The following is a 21,241-nucleotide window of genomic DNA, read 5'->3' on the forward strand; positions in this document are numbered from 1 at the left end:
CGGCTTTGCCGGGGCAGGATCAGCCTGTGGCTGAGCAGGAATTTTGGGGATGTTGTTTTGTTTTTACACCTGTTCGCGAAGCCATCCTGTTCGCCGGAGGCGATCCCTGTAATTGATTGGCGGCGTTGCGGCGGTCTGGGCCAGACCGCCCTACCTTAATTCTTCGATCTTGATGTTGCGGTAGAAGAGTTCGGCTCCTTCGGCTTGGAGGAGGATGGGGCCTTTTGTGAGGGGTACCCATTCTTTTGACTCTTCGTCGAAGTGCTTCATGTCTTTGGCTTCGTTGACGAGGCGGTCGTTGACGAAGAATTTGGCATGGTCACCGTCGATCTCTAGGACGACTTTGTTCCAGCCGGGTACTTCCCAGCAGTAGGCGCGATGGAAGCGGGCGAAGCGTGGTTTGAGACCGCCGCGAGTAACTTCGGTGCCTTTGGGCGAGTAGTTGCGGATCACGTTTTGTACAGTGGAGGTGGCTTGGGAACCGATGATCCATAGATCTCCTGTGTCACCTTCTTGAATCTGGCACTCGACGGAGTCGGGCCACATCTTGACTTCGCCATGAAGGTGAAAGCAGATGCCGGCATCGCGGACGAAGTCATCGCGGGGGATGAATTTCTTTTCGCCCCATTTGTACTCGAGAGTGAGGCGATAGCGGCTGTATCCGTTTTCTGTGACAAGTCCGGCGTAAAGTTGCTTGGAGTTGTGCTCTTGAGTGGGGTAGACGTGGACTACACCGTTTTCGTAGGAGAAGATGTCTTGTTTTTCAACTCGCCCTTGATCGGCGATGGCGACGTACCAACCCTCTGGGAGTTCGTTTGCGGTAGCGAAGGAGAATAGAAGGGAGAGGAGTGTAGAGTGTAGAGTGATGAATTTGAAAAGGGACATCGTGTTGGATGAGGTTGGGTGTCGGTTGAACCGCCGAGGGGCCGATTGGCGCTGATTGGTTAGGTTGTGGAATGGCCGCTGGGGACCCGCCTTCGCATGAAGCTTCGGAGGGCGCGCAATGGCCGCTACCTTTAGGGGGTGAAGGGGCCGGCGAGGGTGAGGTGGTTTCCGTTGTCTTGGAGCTTGAAGAGGCGGGGGCGTTCTTGTTCGCCGCCGTTGGGTTGGTGGAGAGTGATGACTAACTGGCCCTCGAACGTTTTGAAGATCATGCCGTGGCCGCCGTCTTTGGTGAAGAGAGCGGGTTCGATCTGTATCCAAGGTCCGGCTATTTTGCCGGATTCGGAACGAGCTTGGATGAGGGCGTAACCTTCAGGGCCGAAGGTGGACCAGATCATGATGAGCTCGTCCGTCTTGGTGTGATAGATGAAGTTTCCGTCTGTGACATAGCCGTGGTACTTGAGGCCGAGTTCTTTCATGCTTTTCACCCAGGACAAGGATTTGGCGGTGAACATGGTCTTGGGCTCGCCGGCGAGAGCACTGAGGTCGTCGGTTAGGGGAGCGTAGTCGATGGTACCGTCTTCAGTTTCGGCCCACTCGTGGCAGTAGATGAAATAGGGTATACCGTCCTCAACCCAAAGGGATCCGTCCAGGCACATCTGGTTTGGGGGAGTTTGGGAATCTTCGGAGATGGGCTCGAAGGGACCGAGAGGGCCATTGTTGGAGCGAAGGATTTGGGTACCTCGTTTCCATTGAGGGGCACCGCTTGCAGGTGGTTCGCGTAGAGTCTCGTGACTAGTGAAGGTGACGAAGAGGTAGTACTTTCCTTGATACTTATGAACTTCGGGAGCCCAGACCATTTGGCGTCCCCAAAAGTCATCGGGTAGCGTGAGGACGCTATGAGGTCGGGACCAGTTGACGAGGTCTTTGCTGACGTAGGCTTCGACGCCTTGGTCGTTGGGATCTTCGCGGTCGAGGCGGTTGGCTTTCTGGGCGTAGAGGTAGTAGAGACCCGTGTCGTCGTCGGCGACGATGAAGGGATCTCGGACGCGGAGGTCGGTGAGTTTAAGGGAATCGGCTGAGGCGAGTGTGGAAATCACGAGGAGGAGAGCTGGGATAATTGGGAGTCTCATTGTTGGATGTGTTTTGTTTAACATCGTGGCTTTGCCACTGGATCGGAGCGGAGCTCCGGCAGGATCCAGCCTTTGGCTGGGCAGGTTTTTATATGCGAATATTACTATGGTGTCTGGATGTCGGACTTGGAGATCCAGGGTGGGGTTTGAGCTTGGCCGGTGGTGTAGCGTTCGTAGAAGCCTTGGTAGCGTTCGTCGGCGTAGGGGTAGTTGTCGAACGTATCTCCGTTGCCGAACATGCGGGGGTCGCCTTCGGTTTTTAGAGTATCCAGGAGTTTGGTACGGAGACTCTTTTTGACCTTTTCGTGGTCTGCGTCAGAGGCGAGATTGTGGAGGCAGTTGCGATCGCTGGAGAGGTGGTAGAGCTCTTCGCCGACGCGTTTGCCGAAGGCCCATTCCCAGAAGTGGTGGCGTTCAGGGGTGTTGCGGCCTTCGAGGATGGTTGTTTTGGTGGGACTTGTGTCGCAGTTTGGGTATCCCGTTTCCGGATTTCCGGCGGGCCAGCGATCGGGTTCGAAATTGATGATGTAGAGGAGATCGTCTTCCACGATGCCGCGGATGGGATAGCCGACGTCCTTGGGACGTCCAATGTCGTGGCGTTCTTTGCCGATGAGGACAAAATCGCGTGGCCAGTCTGATGCGTTGTTTTCGAAGAGGGGACGAAGAGAGTGACCGGTGAGGGACTCCATGCCGGTTGTCGATGGATCGATGCCGGCGTAGTCGAGGAAGGTGGGTGCGAGGTCGATGAAACTGAGGTAATCGTGGACTTCGCGTTGCGGGGATTTGATTCCACCCGGGAAGGAGATCGCCATGGGGAGGCGGTTGGCGAAGTCGTAGGCTTGGCCTTTGATGCGGGGGAAGGGCATCCCGTTGTCGGCGGTGACGACTACGATGGTGTTCTCAAGTTCACCGATCGCTTCAAGCTTAGCCAGCATCTTGGAAAGGTGGCTATCGAAGTATTCGAGTGCGAAGGCGTGGTCGATCATGTCATGGCGAACACGTTCGTCATCAGGCCAGAAGGGAGGCACCGTCTTTAGATCTTCGACACGTTTTTTGCCAACTTTGGAACCGGACTGATACTCGTAGGGGCGGTGGGGTTCGTTACCGCCGTACCAGAAGAAGAAGGGCTGCTCGTCATTGCGGTCGGTTAGGAAGTCCTCGAAGTTGGCAGCGTAGTCGCAAGGGGAGATGCAGCTGGTGGGAGGCGTGAGGGTGCGGGCTTGGTAGGCCGGGCCGATGACATCGCGTGGCGAACCGTCTGCGTGACGGGCTTCGCCTGGGCCCCAGCCTTTGCCGGTGTAGCCGACGTGGTATCCGTTTTCAGTGAGAGTGTCGGTGACGGACTTGTATTTGTGGGGAAAGTTGCACCAATGGTTGGCAGCTTCTTCGAGTTGCCAGGAGTTGCGGCCGGTTAGGATCGCGGCACGGGAGGGGGCGCACTTGGCGTTGGGCGTGTAGGCTCGGTGGAAGAGGAGACCGTTCTGGGCGACGGAATCGAAGGCGGGTGTGTTCACCCAGTCGCAGCCGTAGGCGGACGCGAAGGGGTAGGAGGCGTCGTCGGCGAGGGCGAATAGGATGTTGGGGCGTTTGTTAGGTGGCACAGGATTGGTTGCGGGGGTGTTTGCCCACGAATGTTTGGATCGGAATGTTCGCTAAATGGGCGAACATGATAGGAAGCGTCTGATGACGCTTGAGGGGGGATTAGTTCCTGTAGTAGGTGGAGTCTCGGTTGACTACTTGGGTGAGTTGATTGTCGAGGGCTTTAAGTTGTTTTTTGTATTCGGGGTTGGATACGAGGTTGGTGAATTCGTAGGGGTCGGCTAGCATGTCGTAGAGCTCGCGGGAGCCGTCGAGGTAGCGGGTGTAGCGCCAGCGTTGGGTTCGCAGCGTGAAGTTGCCTTCTGTGTTCGACATGAGCACGTCTTCGGAGAAATCGGCCTGAGGGTTATCGAGGAGGGGGGTCATGTCGTAGCCGTGCACGTGGTCGGGGACTTTTAGTCCGGCGAGACTGGTGAGAGTTGGGTAGAGGTATTGCAGGCTAACCATGCGATCGCACTGAGCTCCTTGAGTGGAGGCGAGGCGACGTGGATCGCGCATCATGAAGGTGGTGTGATTGGCTCCTTCCCAGAGGGCGTGCTTGCGGTAACGGCGTTTGTCGCCGAGTTGCCAACCATGATCGCCGAAGAGCATGACCACTGTATTGTCTTTGTGGGGACTGGTTTCGATGGCATCGACGAGTTGACCGAGGCAATGGTCAGCATAAGCGGTTGCCGCCAAGTAGGCTTGTACGGAACGTCTCCAACCTTCGATGGCGTCACCGTTGCGTTCTCCGGCGGCGAGTGTGAGATCGAAGTCTTCGTTTATGAAAAGTTCGCGGACTGTGGGAGGAATGTCGGTGACGTCTTCGTCTACCCAATCGACTAGTGATTGGTTGATGCCGGTCATTTCCGAGGTCGGGAAGAGATCGTAGAATTCATCTGGGGCGTCCCAGGGCATGTGGGGAGCGAATAGTCCGACGGCGAGAAGGAATGGAGTATCGCCCGAAAGCTTCACCTTATGCGTCTTGCTGTGGAGGTCTTGGATCTCGGCTTTTCCGTGGGTGTAGAGGTTCGCGGCGAATTCTGCGTTGAGATAGTCCCAGCTGCGTTCGGTCGGGGTATTGCTTGAGCCGAAGGTGTAGTATCCGTTTTCTGGACTGTAGGGGGAGATGCTTCGCTTGATGCGGTCTGGGCCACCCATGCCCATGCGACGTTCGATCCAGGTGTCCCAGGAGTGGGCGATGTCAGGCCAGTCGTGGGTTTCGCCGTTTTTGGTTTCGACGCTTGGTTTGTGAAAAATCTTACCGAGGCCGACTGTCTGGTATCCGTTTTGACCAAGATATTGGGGGAGGGTAACTACGCCTTCGAAGGCCTCGGAGTGGCGAAAGTGACGGGAGTGTTCGCTGTATCCAGAAACGTGAGGCGGGATGCCGGTTAGGGCGGCTGTACGGCAGGGACCGCAGAGCGGTTGAGGAGAGAAGGTGTAGGTGAAAGTGGTGCTCTGGTTAGCGAGGCGTTCGATATTGGGCGCGACGCGGGCAATGATTTTTGTACGAGTAGCGGCGTTTGGATAGACTTTGCGGAGGAAGTTACCCGGTTGATCCACGAGCATGGCGTTGTAGTGGTTGAGATCGTCTACTGCGATCATGAGGAAGTTGGGGCGCTCGGCGGAGCCGAACGACGGAAGTATGAAGTATGAGGTAAGAAGTAGGAAAAGGGGTAGTGATTTATGGATACGAGACATGGTTGGAAATTATTGCCCACGAAGGTCACTAAGGGGGCACGAAGTTTTTTTTGATAAGGGGATGTTGGGCTGTGGGTGTCCGCTGGGGACCCGCCTTCGCGTGAAGCTTCGGAGGGCGGAGAGCGGCCGCTACCTTGGGCTTTAGTTGGCCGCTGCGGCTTCGGCAGCTTGTTTCTTACGTTGATTGTAACGTGGGTCGGGAATGCCGAGGACGATGATGATGCTAATAATCGACGCGACGGCGGAGATTGGCCATATATAGCTGTAGTCATTTCCAAGGAGATAGATGATCCCACCGGCGATCCAGTATGCTAGGAGTCTCCCAAGTGCGTAGCAGATGTTTAGAACACCACTGAGTTGGCCAATGATGTCTCTTGGTAGGAATTCTGTGTAAAACGCCTTGTAGGTGACTTGGAAAACCACGGTTCCGGCGCTGATTACTACAGCTGCTAAAGACAGGGAATTCTGGCCTGTTGAAAAATACCCGACTATGGATCCTCCCGCCATTACTGAGAAACCGATCGCTAAGGCGAGTGGTTTGGGTAGGAATCGTTCGACTGCCCAGCCAGCGGCAAACGCGAAGAAGATTGGAATCAGAGAGAAGTAGCTCCATGCCTGCCCGAATTCGGCTCGTGAAAGGAGTAAGGTTTCAACGGCGTAAAGTGAGGCGAGGCCTTGGATTACGCTTAACGAAAAGGATGCGGAAAAGACCATCGTGAGGTAACGGCCGCGAATCGGGTCAGCAAAAGCGTCCTTAAAGTATCGTTTTATAGTTAGCTTGGGGCGGTCGGTTTTGACCGGCGGTTTTTCAAGGCGACCGATGTAAACAGCAACCGCTCCGACCATGAATGCCTGTGCGGCGGCGGCGATGTAGAAGGGAAGATTCGTTCCAAAGAAGTTGTCTCCGCCGTCCATCGCGTAACGTAGGAAGAAGAACCCTGCGATTTGTGAGCAGGTATTCATTGTACCCACCATCTTGGTACGCATTTCAGGTTTTACTAAGTCGGCCAACAGAGGGTGATCGCTTCCCCAGAGTATATCCTGAACGATTTGATAAATGAAGATCAGGGAGATTAGTAGAAACAGGCTTTGAGCATGTGGAATTAGGATGAGGCAGATTGCGACTATAGGTGCACCGACGATGAGGAAAAAGGCGCGGCGTCCAACAGGAGTCCAAATTCGGTCGCTGATAATTCCGATGATCGGATTAGCGATGAAACCAAAGGCGGGGTTAAGGGATAGTAGGAAGCTTATTATGAAAGCGTTTTCGGTGAATTTCTTTATTTCCCAAGAAAGCACGTTGTTCGATACGAACTCAGTGATTACGAGACCAGTCCACATCGACGAGAACGCAAGGAAGAGTAGTGGTCCGGACTTTTTATAGGTTGGTGCAGCTGCGGTTGTGGACACGTTCTAAGGGGCTAAATTGAAGGGGTATTACTTTTGATCCTGATGAGAATTTGATTAAGACTTTCAAAAACGCAGGTCAAATTGATTAGAACTTCCATAAGTTGAAGCTTGACGCTGGCTGGTCAAGCTTTAGATCGAAAATCACTGGAATCGATTGATTCGATTCCGTTCCCCCATCGAACTCCCTATTTCTCCCCGCCCTGCATGTATATCGATCTCGTTGTAGTCGTTGTCTATCTGGTTGCCGTTACCATTTTCGGTCTCTGGGTAGGACGTAATTCTGGCAAGGACAAGGAGTCCTATTTTCTGGGTGGCAAGAGTTTCGGTTGGGTGCTGATCGGCTTTTCTCTTTTTGCGACCAATATCTCGATTGGCCCTTTCGTGGGTGGCTCCGGTCTAGCGGGTAAAGCGGGCTTGGCGCAGATCAATCCCGAGTTGCTCGGCGGTCTCATGCTGTCGGTGTCGGCATTGATTTTCATCCCGTTGTTCATCAAGAGCTCGATTTACACGATTCCGCAGTTCTTGGAGCTCCGTTTCAATAAGACTTCTAAGCTTCTGTTTGGTGGGCTTTTCGCCTGCCAGTTCGTATTTTCAATGCCGCTGGCGATGTACACGGGTTCGATTGCGATTCTCGAGTTGTTCGAGTTTCCGGTCACGGAAGAGAACATTCGTTGGGTGTCGCTATTAATCGTGCTGACGGTGGGATCGTACTCGGTGATCGGTGGCCTCAAGGCGGTGGTGGTAACTGACTTTGTTCAGGTAGTGATCATGCTTGTTGGCGGGTTCGCCGTGTTCGGCGTTGGACTGTACAAGATCGGCGGATTCAGTGGGCTCTACGAGGCGGCGGGAGCGAAGCAATTCGAGCTGCTGCGTCCGAGCGATGACGAGTATTTCCCGTGGACGGCAGTGATTCCGGGGCAAATGCTCCACTCCGCGTTTTTCGCTTTTTGCAGTATCCAGATTTTGCAGCGCGCTCTGGGGGCGAAGAATATCAACTCTGCCCAGAACGGATTGTTGCTGGGAGGTTTTCTCAAGATGCTGGGCATCTTCTTGTTTACGCTGCCTGGAATCATTGGAGCGCAGCTTTATCCTGAAGTGGCATCCGATAGCCTGTACGCAACGATGATCCGCGAGTTTTTACCGGTCGGTCTGTCGGGACTGGTCTTGGCGGGGATGCTGGCCGCTTTGATGTCGAGCCAGGACTCTGGTATCAACGCGATGTCGGCAGTGGTCGCCCTGGATGTCTGGCCGGTCTTCCGCAAGAACGCGACCGAGAAGGAAGCGGTCATGGTCGGTAAACTGTTCGCGGGCAGCGTTCTGGTTTGGGGGATTTTGGCGGCCCCGTTCTTCAAGGATTTCCCAGAGGGGATCTACAGTATGATTTTGAAGATAGCCGGTTATATGATTTTGCCGACCGGTGTCTGTTATCTGGTAGGTCGGTATGTTCGCCGGGTGAATGGTGCTGGTGCAGTGGTGACGCTGGGAATTGGCCTCGTGCTTAACGTCTACTACGTTATGGCGAGCACGATTCCAGAGCTGCGATTCCTGCTGCCGGATTGGATGGCGAACCTGCATTTCTACGAGCTCTATCCGTTCATGGTGATCTTCCTGACGGTCATTTTGGTAGGGGTGAGCTTGCTTACGCCACCTCCGGAACCGGAGAAACTGGTCTGTCTCGAGAAGCCTCGAGCGGAGATCGATACAGGAGCTCCAACTCCATGGTACCGCAGGTTTCATTTCTGGTGGATGGTATATCTCGTGGCCTTTGTTTCGCTTTATATCGTTTTTTAGGCTGGCTTGTCGTTTTTGAAAGTACCTATTTTGCAAGTAACTCTCCTCCCCATATATCCTCAGTCCAATAATTCCGTCTCCGTTTTGGGGATGCTCAGCTAACAACTCTATGTCACACATTGCATTAGGCCGCGGGCTCAAAGTCCTTCATCACCTCGTTCAACATGGCACTGCTCGCTTCAAGGACCTTGCCGAGCTGCTTGATCCCATTTCCCCCGCATCCCAGATGCGTCTGTTGCAGACCCTGATCAACCTCGGGGAAATCGAGAAGCACGAGAATCAATACCGCTTGTCCAGCAGCAGCTTTTTCGGGGTGGCTTCTTCGAACGACCCTTTTGCCATCAAGCCTGAGGAAGACGAGAAGATCAGCGAGATCGTCCGTGGGCTCGCTCGCGAGACGTCGTATTCGGCGGCGGTGTTTGGCTGGGTAACTCCGGGCACGATGGTCATTCTCAACAGCTATGTGCCGATCGGGAACGAAGTGCGCTACCGTCCGGCAGGGCAGGAGTGGCCGCTGGTGCCGTTCCATGATTATTCGAAGCTCTTCCTCGCGTACACACCTGAGTTTTACCAGGAGGACGCGTTTTTCCGCTGGAACCTCTATCTCAACGACGGCTACCGGATTAATGGATTCCAGGATTTCGTCGAGCGCCTGAACAAGATCAAAGAGCAAGGCTTCGCCTTGTCGGACGAGATCAAGCGGACCTTCGGGTCGCTGGTATTACCCGTTTTCGTTCACGAAGAAAAGATGCCACGTTTCGCCCTGGGGATTCTGATCCACAACAACCCATCCGATGAGAGGATCGAGGAGTTGAAAGGGCTGCTGCAGAATGGGGCAGATTCCTTGGTCGAAATTTTGAAGGACAACGTATCGCCGAAGCAGCTCGAGATGGATGCGGCTCGTCTCAGTCGTGGCGTTCGCTACGTGGATCCGCACGAGTAGTTGAGGGGAGTAGATTGATTTTTGAAGGCGCTCGGAAGGGCGCCTTTTTTTGTGTGGGTTTATCACCAAGGCCTGTTGAAGTGAACTCAACCTACAAGTCCCGCCTTTAGGCGGTAACTCTGGGGAGTGGAAACAAATAAGCCCGCTGAAGCGGGAACTCCAACAGCTTTGCCTCGAACAGCAATCCATGGGATTTGCGGAGGAGCCCTTTTTGTCGGTGGGATGCATCGTCAAAGCTAGTGGAAGCAAACAACGGTCGGATGGTGGAACGGCCGTGGGCGCTTCGCTTTGTCACTGTTATTCTCGCTTCGCTCGTTGAGGTGTCACCTTTCAGGTTCGGTACGTTCGGTACCGCGGGCGTTGATGTCGCTGTTCACCCGCGGAGCGGCTGACCCACCTGAGCGTGCTTTGGTCTGCAGGGGAGACTTTTTCGGTGGGGCGGCTTGTCCTCAAGACGACCAAATCGTCGCCCCAGCTCGAACCGTCGTCTTGGGACAAGCCGACCCACCTATTTTGCGTAGGGACGGTCGAATCGTTCGGGGGTGCCTTGAGAGGCGTGCTGTGCAATGATGTTTAGAACTATCAAAAATGAAACCTCTATATCGGTTTAGTTTTAAAAATGATAATTTAGTTTCATTTCGTGCTTGCGGGAGTGGGTAACTTTCGACATCGAAAGTATTAGCCAACAGTGATTACATTTTCTCCGAAAACCTCTAGACCGGGCGCTTGTTAGGATGGTTGGCTGCCTAGCTTGTGATCCGTCTGCAAGTTTACCCATTCCAGCTGGTTAGCCCCCGGCCGGTTGAGTTTCGCACTCCCATTTCGTTATGAGTCAATTTCACCCCATCCCACCTTCGGGCTGGAACAGCTTCGACAGCTTCGGCGGCTACCTTCATGAGGAGGCGGCTTTCGCTCAATTGGAAGCCTTCGAGAAGAAGCTCGTTCCACATGGATATGACACATTCGTTGTCGATATCGGCTGGTATGCCGAGTATGAGTTTAAGGAGGGTACCATCCTTCCGTCGCCGAAGCAAAAGCATGCGGGTGATGTGCACCTCGACGAATACGGTTTGCCGCTTCCGTCCAAGTGCTACTTCCCGAATGGGCTGCAGGGCTTGATTGATGCCACGCATGAGAAGGGCTTGAAGTTTGGTATTCACATGATGCGTGGGGTGCCGCGCAAGGCGGTCGAGTTGAAGCTTCCGATCAAGGGATCGAACGCAACCGCGGCTGACATCGCGAACACGGACTCTACCTGCCCGTGGTGCCACTACAATTACGGCATCGATATGTCTAAGGCCGGTGCGCAGGAGTACTATGACTCTGTTGTCGCCATGCTCGCTGACTGGGGTGTCGATTTCATCAAGTACGACGACATCACCGGTTATGCAGATGAGATTGATGCGGTTTCCGTTGCTATCGAGCGTAGTGGACGACCCATTACATTGAGTCTCTCTCATGGAGGAGAGGCGGTATCTGAATTTACGGCATCCTATCGTCGGGCGGACCTCGTTCGTATTACCAAGGATATCTGGGACGACAAGGAATCGATTCGTCGTTCCTTCAATGCTTGGGCGTACTGGAGTCAATTCGCCGAGCCCGGTTTCTGGATCGATCTCGATATGATTCCGTTTGGGGACCTGCAGACGATGAGTCCGGAGCCGCAAAACGGAGATTTGCCGGAAGGTTACAACCCAGAGTTGTGTGGTAAGGGATGGCAGCGTGTTTGCGGTTTGAGTCTCGCTCACCGCCGTACGTTCATGACACAGCGTGCCTTGGCCTGTTCACCGCTCTTCTTCGGGGGCGATATGACGACCCTTACGGACGAGGACCTGGAGCTGCTTACGCATCCCAGTATGCTCGCCTGTAACCGAAACGCGATCTGCGGCAAAAACATTTACATGGCTGGCGATGCCCAGGTGTGGAAGTCCGAAAGCCGTATCGTGCGTGGAGCAGGGTGGCTGGGCGTTTTCAATCGCAATCCTGAAAAGGGGAGAACGGAACGGATTACGTTAACTCACACTGGACTCGGATTGTCTCCTCGTACTCGCTTGCACGATGTCTGGAATGACGTTTCTTTAGGGACTCTTCGTGACGCGCCGCAGCTCGAGATTGAGCCCGATGGTTGCTACTTCATCGAGTTTGAGGGGAGCGTCGACTGAACCCCGTTTTGCCAGACGAACGAACCCCATAGTATTTTCGAACAAACTACATGAGTAAGTCTCCAAACGTAATCGTTTTTTTCACCGACCAGCAACGCTGGGATACCTCGGGCTTGCACGGCTGCCCACTGAATATCACGCCAAATTTCGACCGCATGGCGATGGAAGGCACGCACATCGATGCCTCCATCACCTGCCAGCCCGTGTGCGGCCCCGCTCGTTCTTGTTTGCAGACAGGGATGTACGCGACCCAGACCGGTAGTTGGCGTAATGGTATTCCATTGGATAAGGATCACACAACGCTCGCTCAGTATTTCAAAGCGGGCGGTTATGACACTGGCTACATTGGCAAGTGGCATCTCGGTTCCACGATCGGCGCGGTTCCTGAAGAGGAGCGTGGTGGTTACGATCATTGGCTGGGCGCGAATCTCTTAGAGTTTGTATCCGACGCCTATGACTGCGTGCTTTTCGACAAGGACGACAAGGAAGTGAAGCTTCCTGGCTATCGCGTCGATGCGATGACCGATGCGGCCATCCGCTACATCGACGAGAAGAAGGACGAAGAGAAACCATTCTTCCTCTTCCTTTCCTACCTCGAACCGCATCATCAGAATCACTTGGACGACTACCCGCCTCCAACAGGATACCGCGACCAATACACAGGTCGTTGGACGCCACCTGACCTCCAAGCTCTTGGCGGCAGCTCAGGGCAGCACCTCGGTGGCTACTTCGGAATGGTTAAACGTTGTGACGAGGCTTTGGGCCGTATCCAAGATGCGCTACGCAGTTTGGATCTCAGTGATGATACAATCATCATGTTCACCTCTGACCACGGTTGCCATTTCAAGACTCGCAATGCCGAGTACAAGCGCTCTTGCCACGAGGCTAGCGTGCGGGTGCCGACCGCTTTTGCAGGGCCAGGCTTCCAAGGTGGCGGACGCCGTCAGGAAGTGATGAGCTTAGTGGACTTGGTTCCGACTTTGACTGATGCCGCGGGGCTTGGAGTTCCTGAAGCGATGTCTGGTCGTTCGCTCATGCCAGTGTTGAGAGGCGAATCCAAGGACTGGGCCAATGAAGCTCTGATTCAAGTTTCCGAGTCGCAGTGTGGCCGAGCCATCCGCACCAAGCGATGGAAGTACGGAGTTGTCGCTCCGGATGTCGATGGCGGTGCAGTTCCGTCGGCTGAGACTTACAAGGAAACATTCCTCTACGATTTGGAGTCAGATCCGTACGAACTTCAGAATTTGATCGATTGCGAGTCCCATGAACCGGTTGCTGAAATCCTTCGCGGGAAGTTGCTAGGAGCAATGGAACGGGCAGGGGAAGAGCGTCCGAATATTCAATTGCAGACGCGTGATCGAGTAACGCAACGAAAGGTCTCGGTAAGCGAGGTATATTAGGTAGGGCTCGGTCGCCGAGCGAGCTGTTGGGGTGGATCCGCCAGTTGCGGAGGGCCCGGCGGTCCCTCCCTACCAATCGAAACATTATTTCATGAGTTGTAATAGACTATTGGGTACGAGCCGGCGTTTAGTCGGCTTGTTTTCTTTTATGGCGCTTTCGGTGGGATTTGCTCATGCGGAGCGTCCCAACGTGGTGCTGATCCTTGCGGATGACCTTGGGTACAGCGATTTGGGTTGTTATGGCGGCGAAATCGAAACGCCGAACCTCGATTCGCTGGCGGAGGGCGGTTTGCGATTTTCGCATTTCTACAACACTGGAAGATGTTGGCCGTCTCGTGCTGTCTTGATGACTGGATACCACGCTCAACAAGTGGCGATGGACCCAGTGTACGGTAAAGAGTGGCCTAAGTGGACACGACTCTTGCCGCATCACCTGAAAGGGGCGGGTTACAAAAGCTACCTGAGTGGTAAGTGGCATGTGCGTCATCACCCGAATGATCCCGTGCACAGTGGCTTCGATCGCTCGTATCGCTTAGCGGATCATGACCGTTTCTTTCATCCACGTGGTCACTTCCTCGATGATGTGAAGCTGCCGGCGGTACAATTGGATGAAGGGTATTACGCCACGGTGGCGATCACCGATTACGCGTTGGAGTTTTTGGATACGCATGAAAAGCAGCAGGATGAGGATCCGTTTTTCCTCTATCTTGGCTACACTGCGCCTCACTTCCCACTGCACGCGTTGCCGGAAGACATGGAACGTTTTCGGGGCCGCTACGATGCAGGATGGGATGCTCTGAGAGAGGAGCGTTATGAGAAGGTCAAAGCTCTTGGATTGACCAATGGGCCGCTTGCTCGTCGCCGTGAGGATGTGCGGCCTCGTTGGTCGAAACCGGAAGAGCAACTGCAGGCTGAACTGCACCCGCAGGAAGTCGGGCGCGGTGTGGCTTGGGATACTTTGACGGATAAGCAAAAGGCATTTCAGGCGAAGAAGATGGAGGCTCATGCAGCCATGGTATACCGAATGGACCTGGAGATTGGCCGGATCCTAGAGAGTCTTCGTTCGACGGATGAGCTCGATAATACGGTGATTTTATTTATGTCCGACAATGGCGCGACTGCGGAGCAGATGATCCGTGGTGACAAAGTTCCACCTGGGGCGGAGCCGGGCTCTCCGCAGAGCTTCCTCGCATTGGGGCCCGGATGGTCGACTGCAGCAAACACGCCACTGTCTTTGCATAAGCACTGGACGCATGAAGGTGGAATCGCGTCGCCGATGATCGTGAACTGGCCAGAACGTATAGAGAAACCGGGTACATTCAGTAATGAACCGTCGCACTTGATCGATATTGTGCCGACAATACTGGACCTCGCGGGCGCTGATCCGATCATGAAACACAATGGTTTGAACGCGCCAGAGATGCCCGGTCTGAGTTTGAAACCGCTCTGGGAAGGGGAAGTGGACTGGGATGAGCGACCTTTGTATTTTGATCACTTTGAAAATCGTGCTCTTCGCTTGGGAGAATGGAAGGCGGTCATGCGTCGTGACAATGGCGACCAGTGGGAATTGTATCGTCTGAGCGAAGATCGTGGTGAAACGAATGATCTTGCGGCACAGAATCCAGAAGTGCTCGATCGTCTGGTGAGCCAATGGAAGTCCTTGCGACGTGAATACAAGGTGGATGGGCTGAAGGGCCGTGATCCTGATGCGAAGGTTCATCGTCTGCACGTGGATTATTAAGTTTCCCACGAAGGGCACTAAGGATCACTAAGTTTCGGTTTAGAGATGTTCTTGAAGATCTTTCAGTTTGTGATGATCACGTCTGCGATTTCGGTGATCGCGTCGGAAAAACCTGATGTTCTCTTTATTGTTCTCGATGATCTAAACGACTACATCGGGGCTTACGGGAACGAGCAGGCGATTACGCCGAACCTTGACCGTTTCGCTAGCCAGTCGATGCGGTTTGATTTGGCGATGAGCGCGACGCCGCTTTGCAATCCCTCAAGAACCGCGGTCATGACGGGACTACCGGCTTACGTGACTGGGATTTACGAAAACAATCACTACTTCCGCGACTTCCCGAAGTGGGAAAATTGGGTGACCTTGCCGCAGTATTTTCGCCAGTATGGCTATCGAGCGGTTGCTGGAGGAAAGGTGTTCCATAAGCCATCCGGCCAACATGCTGATGCACAATCGTGGGATGAGATCTACCACGACCGAAGTGGAACGATGTCGCCGCCTTTGGATAAAAAATGGGCCCACGGGATGAAGGATGAGTTTGAGCTCGATTACTATCAGAAGGCGATCGATTGGGCTGGACTGGATGTTCCGAAAGAAGAAACCGCTGATTGGATAACGGCGGATCGAGCGGCCAAAATTTTGCAGGAGGAGCATGATCAGCCTCTGTTTTTGGCGGTAGGCATTTTTCGTCCGCATTTACCGTGGTACGCACCGCAGGAGTTCTTTGATCTGTATCCACTCGATGAGGTTACGCTACCAGAAACGGTCGTGAATGACTTGGCGGATGTCGGCCCAATCGGGCGAAGAATGGCGGGAGGGCAGGCTCAGTCCGTCATCGAAGGCAACGGAAAGTGGAAGGAAGCGGTGCAGGCGTATCTGGCCAACGTGAGCTACGCAGACGCCTGTGTTGGGCATGTCTTGGATGCACTGGAAAAGAGCGGTCGAGCGGATAACACGATCGTGGTGTTATGGAGTGATCATGGATTTCACCTGGGCGAAAAGGAACACTGGGAAAAGTACACGCTTTGGGAGCGGGCGAATCGGGCCCCGCTTATTGTTAAGGCTCCCGGTGTTACTGATGCGGGAAGCGTCTGTAGCAAGCCAGTCAGTTTGATCGATTTACAGCCGACCTTGATTGAGCTGTGCGGTTTGCCCGCACGTGACGACATTTATGGAAACAGCTTGCTGCCCTTGTTGAAGGGCGATCAGGCGAACTGGGACAAGCCGGTCTTGATGACGCATTATCCGAATAATCATGCGGTCAGGAGTGAGCGGTATCGATACATTCGCTACGCTGATGGTTTTGAGGAGCTCTACGACCATCAGGTGGATCCTAATGAATTTACTAACCTTGCAGGGAATCCGGAGTACCGCGAGGTAATGGATCGTCTAGCGAAGGAGATGCCAAAGATAAATGCTGACTGGCCCGACTATGAACGAGATTTCAACCAACACTAGCGAGCTACTAGCAGGTACTGATTTACCTGTTGGCAAGCTCTGCCTCGGAACAGCGAACCTCGGTCTGAAGCAGAGCGAGTCTGAAGCCTTTGAGCTGTTGGACGCGTTTGTCGACTTGGGAGGACGATTTCTTGATACCGCTCGGGTCTATTCGGATTGGATACCAGGAGAGAAGGGACGCTGTGAGCGGATCCTTGGAGACTGGATACGCTCGCGGCCGGGAGTAACTGACAAGGTGGTGATCGCTACCAAGGGAGCTCACTACGAGTGGAGCGATAAGAGTCTGAATCGGGTCGATCCGGTGAGTATTCGCAGCGATATCGAGACCAGTCTCGGAGTTCTCGGGCTTGAGAGGATTCCGCTTTGGTTTTTGCATCGGGATCGCCCGGACGCTCCTGTTGAGGAAATCGTAGACTTCATGCAGCAGTTTGTGGAAGAGGGGAAGGTACGCTTCCTTGGAGTCGCAAACTGGCAGGCGGATCGCTTGTCGCAGGCGAATGAATACGCTGCGAAGAAGGGCTTGCATGGCTTCGTGGTAAACCAGCCAGGGTTTAGCTTAGGATCTTGGGCGATGTCTCAGCCGCCGGCGGATAAGACCTTGGCGACTTTGGATCGTCCCGGTTGGGAGTATCATCGCGATTCCGGGCTTTGCTTGATGCCATACTCGTCTCAGGCGAAAGGATTTTTCAGCAAAGTGCTAGCCAGCGAATACGTGAGCGAGCTATCGGAGAACGCTTACTATTCGGAAGCGAACTTGCGGGTTGCTGAGGTCGTAAAGGCGATTTGCGAGGAGCGAGGCTGCAATGCGAATGCAGTTGTGCTCGGTTATTTGAGAGGCCAGCCGTTCCCGGTGTTGCCAATAGTAGGTGCGTATACGCGGGCTATGTTGGAGGATTGTTTGGATGGGATCGAACTGGAGTTGAGTGAGAAGGAAGTGGCGTTGCTGAATCGGGCTGCCGCCTGGTATTAGCTTTGGGCTAAGTGCTTCTGGACTGTTTCGAAGAGGTTGTTGATCTGCATTGGTTTCGGGATGAATGCGTCGAATCCTGACTCTAGGGCTGCCTTACGGTCTTGTGGCATCGCGAACGCTGACTGAGCGATGATCGGTAGTGAAGGGTGCGTTTTTCGAATTTCTCTTAGTGCTTGGAGCCCGTCCATTACGGGCATTTGCATATCCATCAGTATGAGATCTATTTGCGGGGAGTTCTCGACTTCACGTACCGCTTCCTGGCCGTGTTCTGCGTAGAGTATCCTAGCTCCTGTCTTGCTAAGGGCTGTTTCAATTACTTCGAAATTCGAGGGCTCATCTTCGACGACTAGGATTGTCCTGCCTTTCAGATCGATGCCCTTTGATGTTTGCGAGTCGGGGCGAGATGGCGCACTGCTCGGCGAGTCCACTTGCTTGTAGGGAAGATTGACTGTGAAGGTGGAACCTTTCGCAAACACCGACGTTACAGAAATTTGTCCATCTAGCAGCTCTACGAGTTTTTTTGTGATTGCCAGTCCTAAGCCTACACCACGATACAGATTTCCTTGTGGGTTTTCGATTTTCTTAAACCTGTCGAATATGCTGTCCTGGTCTTCGAGTTGTATGCCGATTCCCGTGTCGGTTACGTTTATTTGTAAGTCTGACCCGACCACCCTGCAACTTAGTTCGATAGTTCCTTCGTGTGTGTATTTTACTGCGTTGTCTAGCAGGTTCGTCAGGATCTGGTGTACCCTGATCTTGTCGGAAAGTATCCAAGGGTTGGATATCTCTTTTGTTAATGGGATGAGTTGAATTGCTTTTTTAGATTCCTGAATTCGAATTCTGTAAGTATCGTAGATGTCCGCAATCAATTCCTGGATGTCGAACGCGGTTTGTTGCAGAGTTACTTCGCCAGCTTCAATACGGGAAAACTCGAGTATGTCATCTACAATACGGGTTAAGCTCTCGCTGCTGTTCTCTATGTGGCGTTTGAAGTTCTCTTTTTCCTCTGGGTCAAAGTCGGGTTCAGTCATAAACGCACTGAAGTTCACAATCGCGTTCAGGGGAGTTCGGATCTCATGGCTTACATTTTCGAGAAACGAGCTCTTTAGTCGGTCCGATTCCTCTGCTTTCTCTTTGGCGACTTCTAGGTCGGCAGTACGAACTGCGACCAAGTCTTCGAGATTATCGCGGTGTCTTTGTAGCTCGTTTCTTTGCTCTTCGAGTGTAGCGTTTATTTGCCTGATTTCACTCGTTCGGCTAGAGACCGCTTTTTCGAGGATCAATTTCTCGCGTGTAATCTTTGCCAGGCGCCATTTCATTAAGGCTGTAAAGAACGCAATTGTCGCAAAGATAAGGATGATGATGAAGAGCGGATGCGATCTTAGCGGGCGATCAATTCGGATGTTGAGGGTCTTATGAATTGGATCCGTCGAAGCATTGTTGAGAGAGGCTTGTACTTCAAAAACGTAGTCACCAGGGGCTAGGTCGGTATAGAGTACCCTGCGCTTGGATCCCCATTTCGACCAATCTTCAGTGTATCCAAATAAACGATATCTGTACTGGTAGTGCGTAGATCTAGGGAAATCGAGTGCTGCAAACTCCACCTCGAAATATCGAGAGTTGCTGTCGAGCGCGATTTCCGGTTTGGTGGCGATCCCTTGAAGTTGTTCGCGATTGCTCAAAGTTGGGTTGTCGCTTCTCTTCAGAATTTCGAAACTCGTAATTGTCAGGTTTGGTTGAGTGTCGGCTTGAAGAACGCCGAATCGTTGTGGGTCAAAATAGATGAGCCCTTTGTTTGTTCCGAAATAGAGCATGCCATTTGAGTGTGTCGTAGAGGCGAGGGGGCTGAAGCGATCACTTGCTAAGCCGTCTCTCTCGCTGAAGTTCTCAAATTGTTGGGAGAGTGGGTCGTATCTTTGTAGTCCGTCGAGAGTGCTAATCCAGAAGACTCCTTCAGGGCTCTCTACGATGCTGCTGATATCCCTGCTGCTAAGATTGTTTGCCTTGCTCAACGCCTGAAACTCTCGAGTTTCAGAATTCCAAGCGAATGTGCCACCGCCACGTGTTCCGACCAGCATCTCGCCGTTGTTTTTTCGACAGAGTGCTACGACGTAGTGGTGATGCAGGCCCTTATTGTTCGGCTGACCTGCTATAAAATATTCTACCTTGTCACTCTCTCTTTCGTAAAGGTAAAGTCCGCGGACGGTGCCTATCCAAACATTCGAATTAGCATCGGTTTGGATACCCCATACACCCAGCCTGGATATTTCCGGATTTGAGCCGAGATAGTTGTAAACTCGCTTAGCGGGCGTTTCGTTTAGGTCGAGAACGGCAACACCAGTGCTAGTTCCTATCCAGAGCCATTTATTCTCGTCTAGGAAAAGGGAGTTGACTGAGTCTATCCCGTCTAAGCTAACCTTTTCAGAAACGATTGATTCGCTATCCAGCTCTTGTGTGATCTTCCAAAGGTTACCCCGGTTGTCGCCAGCCCAAACTGTTTTTTTGGATACAACCTTAACTGAGGTTATCGTTGGTGTGTCTTTAACGGCATCGAGATTATCGAAGTCGATGACTCGCGTACTATGTCCGGATTGTAGATTTGTACGGTATAGACCGTAGGTTCCAACGGCAACCCACAGGTTGCCTAGGGGATCTGAGTCGATTGCAGCTATGCGAGCATTGCTAAGGTTCTGGCCTTCCTTTGATTGTATAGGAACAACTCCGCTCCCCTGGTTTTGTAGATCCAGATAGAACAATCCTGATTGCACGGAACCAAACCAGAGGTTTCCATCGCTATCCTTGTAGCTGCTGAGCAAAGTCGGACCGTCAACATTCTGTGATATTCTTCTGTGGTCTATGTTCCGGAAGGCGTCCAACTTGGGATCGTAGAGGCTGATGCCTCCGTTTTGGGTTGCTATCCAGAGGTTTCCTTCGTCGTCGCGCTGCATCGAGCGAATTGAGTTCGCAGGGATGGAGTTTGGGTTGTTAGGGTCGAACTTGTAGTTTCTTAGTTCCTTTGTATCGAGTTTGTAATTGAAGAGGCCTATCCCATGGGTACCGAACCAGATCTCTTGCTCGTCAGCGATAATTGTACGGATAGCGTAGTTTGGATCAAACCCGTGGGGTTCTTCGTGCTCGAGAGCACTTTCCATCCGAGCGGTTTCTGGATCCAGTCTTAGAATACCGGCCAAATCAGTACCTATCCACCCGGTATCTTCTTCGTCGATTGTCAGCGTTATGAGAGCCGCGTTTTCATTGGTCGTTTCGAGTTCATGAATACTGCTGCTCTTATTCGAAGGGTCCCAGATCATTACCCCTCCGAGAAGCATGCCGATCCAAATACGGCCTCGGCTATCTTCTCGGAGGACGAAGACATTGTCGTCAGGAAGTGGGAGTTGTCCTTCCTCGAACGGGTAGGCCTGGAAAATTTCTTCGTCTGGATTGTAACGATGGAGGCCGCCCCTTGAACCGATCCAAAGATAGCCGTCAGAATCCTCTAGAATCGCTAGATGGTGTGTCAGGCCGATCGAGTCTGGATCGTTCGGATCGGGGGCAAAATACTTAAAAGTGTATCCATCGTACCGAAACAGTCCGTTTTTGGCCCCGATCCACAGGTAGCCTCGAGAATCTTCGCACATTGCGAAGATGTTGCTCACCTTCCCATCTTTCTCTGGCAGTAAGTTGGAGAGTTTCAGGGTACTTACATCCATTGCCACCATCTTTGTGATGGCTGTGATTGCCAGAAATAGGGCGATGGCTCGCATGTTTGATGGATTTTGGTTGGCTTGTGGGGGAACGGCTACGGGCAAGATAGTGAGCTGGGAACGACTTAATTGCAAGGGGCCCAATTGTAATACAGACCTTCTGAAGGACGGGTGCTCCACTATTTACAACCGCTTTACTGTTCCATGCATCTAATGCTAGTGTCGATTGGAGAATCGACACGCATTGTTCGACAAGAGATGCCGATTGGATCCGGGTACTAATACCTCTGGGATAAGGTCTAAGGCGTAGCGCGGTGCTTTAGCCCGCGTCGTCTTGGGTTGATCTTGCATTGCGGACGCGGGCT

General features: G+C 53.0%; 13 protein-coding genes. 7 read left to right on the forward strand and 6 right to left on the reverse strand.

The genetic code is table 11. The annotated features are described in order from the left end of the window. Nucleotides 1–150: 150 nt before the first annotated feature. The 5 genes from JIN87_RS20780 to JIN87_RS20800 form a co-directional block, all read right to left on the reverse strand. Nucleotides 151–885, reverse strand: a complete 735-nt coding sequence (locus JIN87_RS20780; protein ID WP_200357547.1) for a 3-keto-disaccharide hydrolase — start codon at nucleotides 883–885, stop codon at nucleotides 151–153. Nucleotides 886–1,016: 131 nt separating this feature from the next. After that, nucleotides 1,017–2,015: a glycoside hydrolase family 43 protein gene (locus tag JIN87_RS20785; RefSeq protein WP_200357548.1), complete on the reverse strand. Its 999-nt coding sequence runs from the start codon at nucleotides 2,013–2,015 to the stop codon at nucleotides 1,017–1,019. Between the two features lie 104 nt (nucleotides 2,016–2,119). Continuing rightward, a complete protein-coding gene (locus JIN87_RS20790) occupies nucleotides 2,120–3,616 on the reverse strand; it encodes a sulfatase family protein (RefSeq protein ID WP_200357549.1) in 1,497 nt (498 codons plus the stop codon). 100 nt (nucleotides 3,617–3,716) lie between these two features. Further along, nucleotides 3,717–5,297 (reverse strand): sulfatase-like hydrolase/transferase, encoded by a 1,581-nt coding sequence (locus JIN87_RS20795; protein WP_200357550.1) that lies wholly within the window; start codon nucleotides 5,295–5,297, stop codon nucleotides 3,717–3,719. A 141-nt stretch (nucleotides 5,298–5,438) separates the two neighbouring features. Beyond that, nucleotides 5,439–6,707: an MFS transporter gene (locus JIN87_RS20800; protein WP_200357551.1), complete on the reverse strand. Its 1,269-nt coding sequence runs from the start codon at nucleotides 6,705–6,707 to the stop codon at nucleotides 5,439–5,441. Nucleotides 6,708–6,911: 204 nt separating this feature from the next. Between JIN87_RS20800 and JIN87_RS20805 the strand changes: the two genes are divergently transcribed. The 7 genes from JIN87_RS20805 to JIN87_RS20835 all read left to right on the forward strand — a co-directional run bounded on the left by JIN87_RS20805 (nucleotide 6,912) and on the right by JIN87_RS20835 (nucleotide 17,172). Continuing rightward, nucleotides 6,912–8,498 carry a sodium:solute symporter family transporter gene (locus tag JIN87_RS20805; RefSeq protein ID WP_200357552.1) on the forward strand — a complete coding sequence of 529 codons (1,587 nt, stop codon included), beginning with the start codon at nucleotides 6,912–6,914 and terminating at the stop codon, nucleotides 8,496–8,498. Nucleotides 8,499–8,607: 109 nt separating this feature from the next. Continuing rightward, nucleotides 8,608–9,441, forward strand: coding sequence for an IclR family transcriptional regulator (locus JIN87_RS20810; RefSeq protein WP_200357553.1), 834 nt, complete (start codon nucleotides 8,608–8,610; stop codon nucleotides 9,439–9,441). A gap of 827 nt (nucleotides 9,442–10,268) precedes the next feature. Further along, a complete protein-coding gene (locus JIN87_RS20815) occupies nucleotides 10,269–11,603 on the forward strand; it encodes a glycoside hydrolase family 27 protein (RefSeq protein ID WP_200357554.1) in 1,335 nt (444 codons plus the stop codon). A 50-nt stretch (nucleotides 11,604–11,653) separates the two neighbouring features. Next, nucleotides 11,654–13,003, forward strand: a complete 1,350-nt coding sequence (locus JIN87_RS20820; RefSeq protein ID WP_200357555.1) for a sulfatase family protein — start codon at nucleotides 11,654–11,656, stop codon at nucleotides 13,001–13,003. Between the two features lie 91 nt (nucleotides 13,004–13,094). Further along, nucleotides 13,095–14,744: an arylsulfatase gene (locus JIN87_RS20825; protein WP_200357556.1), complete on the forward strand. Its 1,650-nt coding sequence runs from the start codon at nucleotides 13,095–13,097 to the stop codon at nucleotides 14,742–14,744. 45 nt (nucleotides 14,745–14,789) lie between these two features. Further along, on the forward strand, nucleotides 14,790–16,202 hold the full coding sequence (locus JIN87_RS20830) for a sulfatase (RefSeq protein WP_200357557.1): 1,413 nt from the start codon (nucleotides 14,790–14,792) through the stop codon (nucleotides 16,200–16,202). Beyond that, nucleotides 16,177–17,172: an aldo/keto reductase gene (locus JIN87_RS20835; RefSeq protein WP_200357558.1), complete on the forward strand. Its 996-nt coding sequence runs from the start codon at nucleotides 16,177–16,179 to the stop codon at nucleotides 17,170–17,172. Before JIN87_RS20830 ends, JIN87_RS20835 begins: the two co-directional genes overlap by 26 nt. Here the strand turns inward: JIN87_RS20835 and JIN87_RS20840 are convergent. Then, complete coding sequence (locus JIN87_RS20840; RefSeq protein ID WP_200357559.1) at nucleotides 17,169–20,936, reverse strand: hybrid sensor histidine kinase/response regulator; 3,768 nt, start codon at nucleotides 20,934–20,936, stop codon at nucleotides 17,169–17,171. The two genes, JIN87_RS20835 and JIN87_RS20840, sit on opposite strands and share 4 nt — an antisense overlap. Nucleotides 20,937–21,241: the final 305 nt, after the last annotated feature.

The organism is Pelagicoccus mobilis (assembly GCF_016595505.1).
In the GTDB taxonomy this organism is placed as follows: domain Bacteria; phylum Verrucomicrobiota; class Verrucomicrobiia; order Opitutales; family Opitutaceae; genus Pelagicoccus; species Pelagicoccus mobilis.

Excerpts from the sequence above, each read along its gene's own strand:
- JIN87_RS20795 (WP_200357550.1), bottom strand. The coding sequence starts at position 5,297 with ATGTCTCGTATCCATAAATCACTACCCCTTTTCCTACTTCTTACCTCA.
- JIN87_RS20820 (WP_200357555.1), top strand. The coding sequence starts at position 11,654 with ATGAGTAAGTCTCCAAACGTAATCGTTTTTTTCACCGACCAGCAACGC.
- JIN87_RS20805 (WP_200357552.1), top strand. The coding sequence starts at position 6,912 with ATGTATATCGATCTCGTTGTAGTCGTTGTCTATCTGGTTGCCGTTACC.
- JIN87_RS20825 (WP_200357556.1), top strand. The coding sequence starts at position 13,095 with ATGAGTTGTAATAGACTATTGGGTACGAGCCGGCGTTTAGTCGGCTTG.
- JIN87_RS20785 (WP_200357548.1), bottom strand. The coding sequence starts at position 2,015 with ATGAGACTCCCAATTATCCCAGCTCTCCTCCTCGTGATTTCCACACTC.
- JIN87_RS20810 (WP_200357553.1), top strand. The coding sequence starts at position 8,608 with ATGTCACACATTGCATTAGGCCGCGGGCTCAAAGTCCTTCATCACCTC.
- JIN87_RS20780 (WP_200357547.1), bottom strand. The coding sequence starts at position 885 with ATGTCCCTTTTCAAATTCATCACTCTACACTCTACACTCCTCTCCCTT.
- JIN87_RS20840 (WP_200357559.1), bottom strand. The coding sequence starts at position 20,936 with ATGCGAGCCATCGCCCTATTTCTGGCAATCACAGCCATCACAAAGATG.
- JIN87_RS20815 (WP_200357554.1), top strand. The coding sequence starts at position 10,269 with ATGAGTCAATTTCACCCCATCCCACCTTCGGGCTGGAACAGCTTCGAC.
- JIN87_RS20830 (WP_200357557.1), top strand. The coding sequence starts at position 14,790 with ATGTTCTTGAAGATCTTTCAGTTTGTGATGATCACGTCTGCGATTTCG.
- JIN87_RS20835 (WP_200357558.1), top strand. The coding sequence starts at position 16,177 with ATGAACGAGATTTCAACCAACACTAGCGAGCTACTAGCAGGTACTGAT.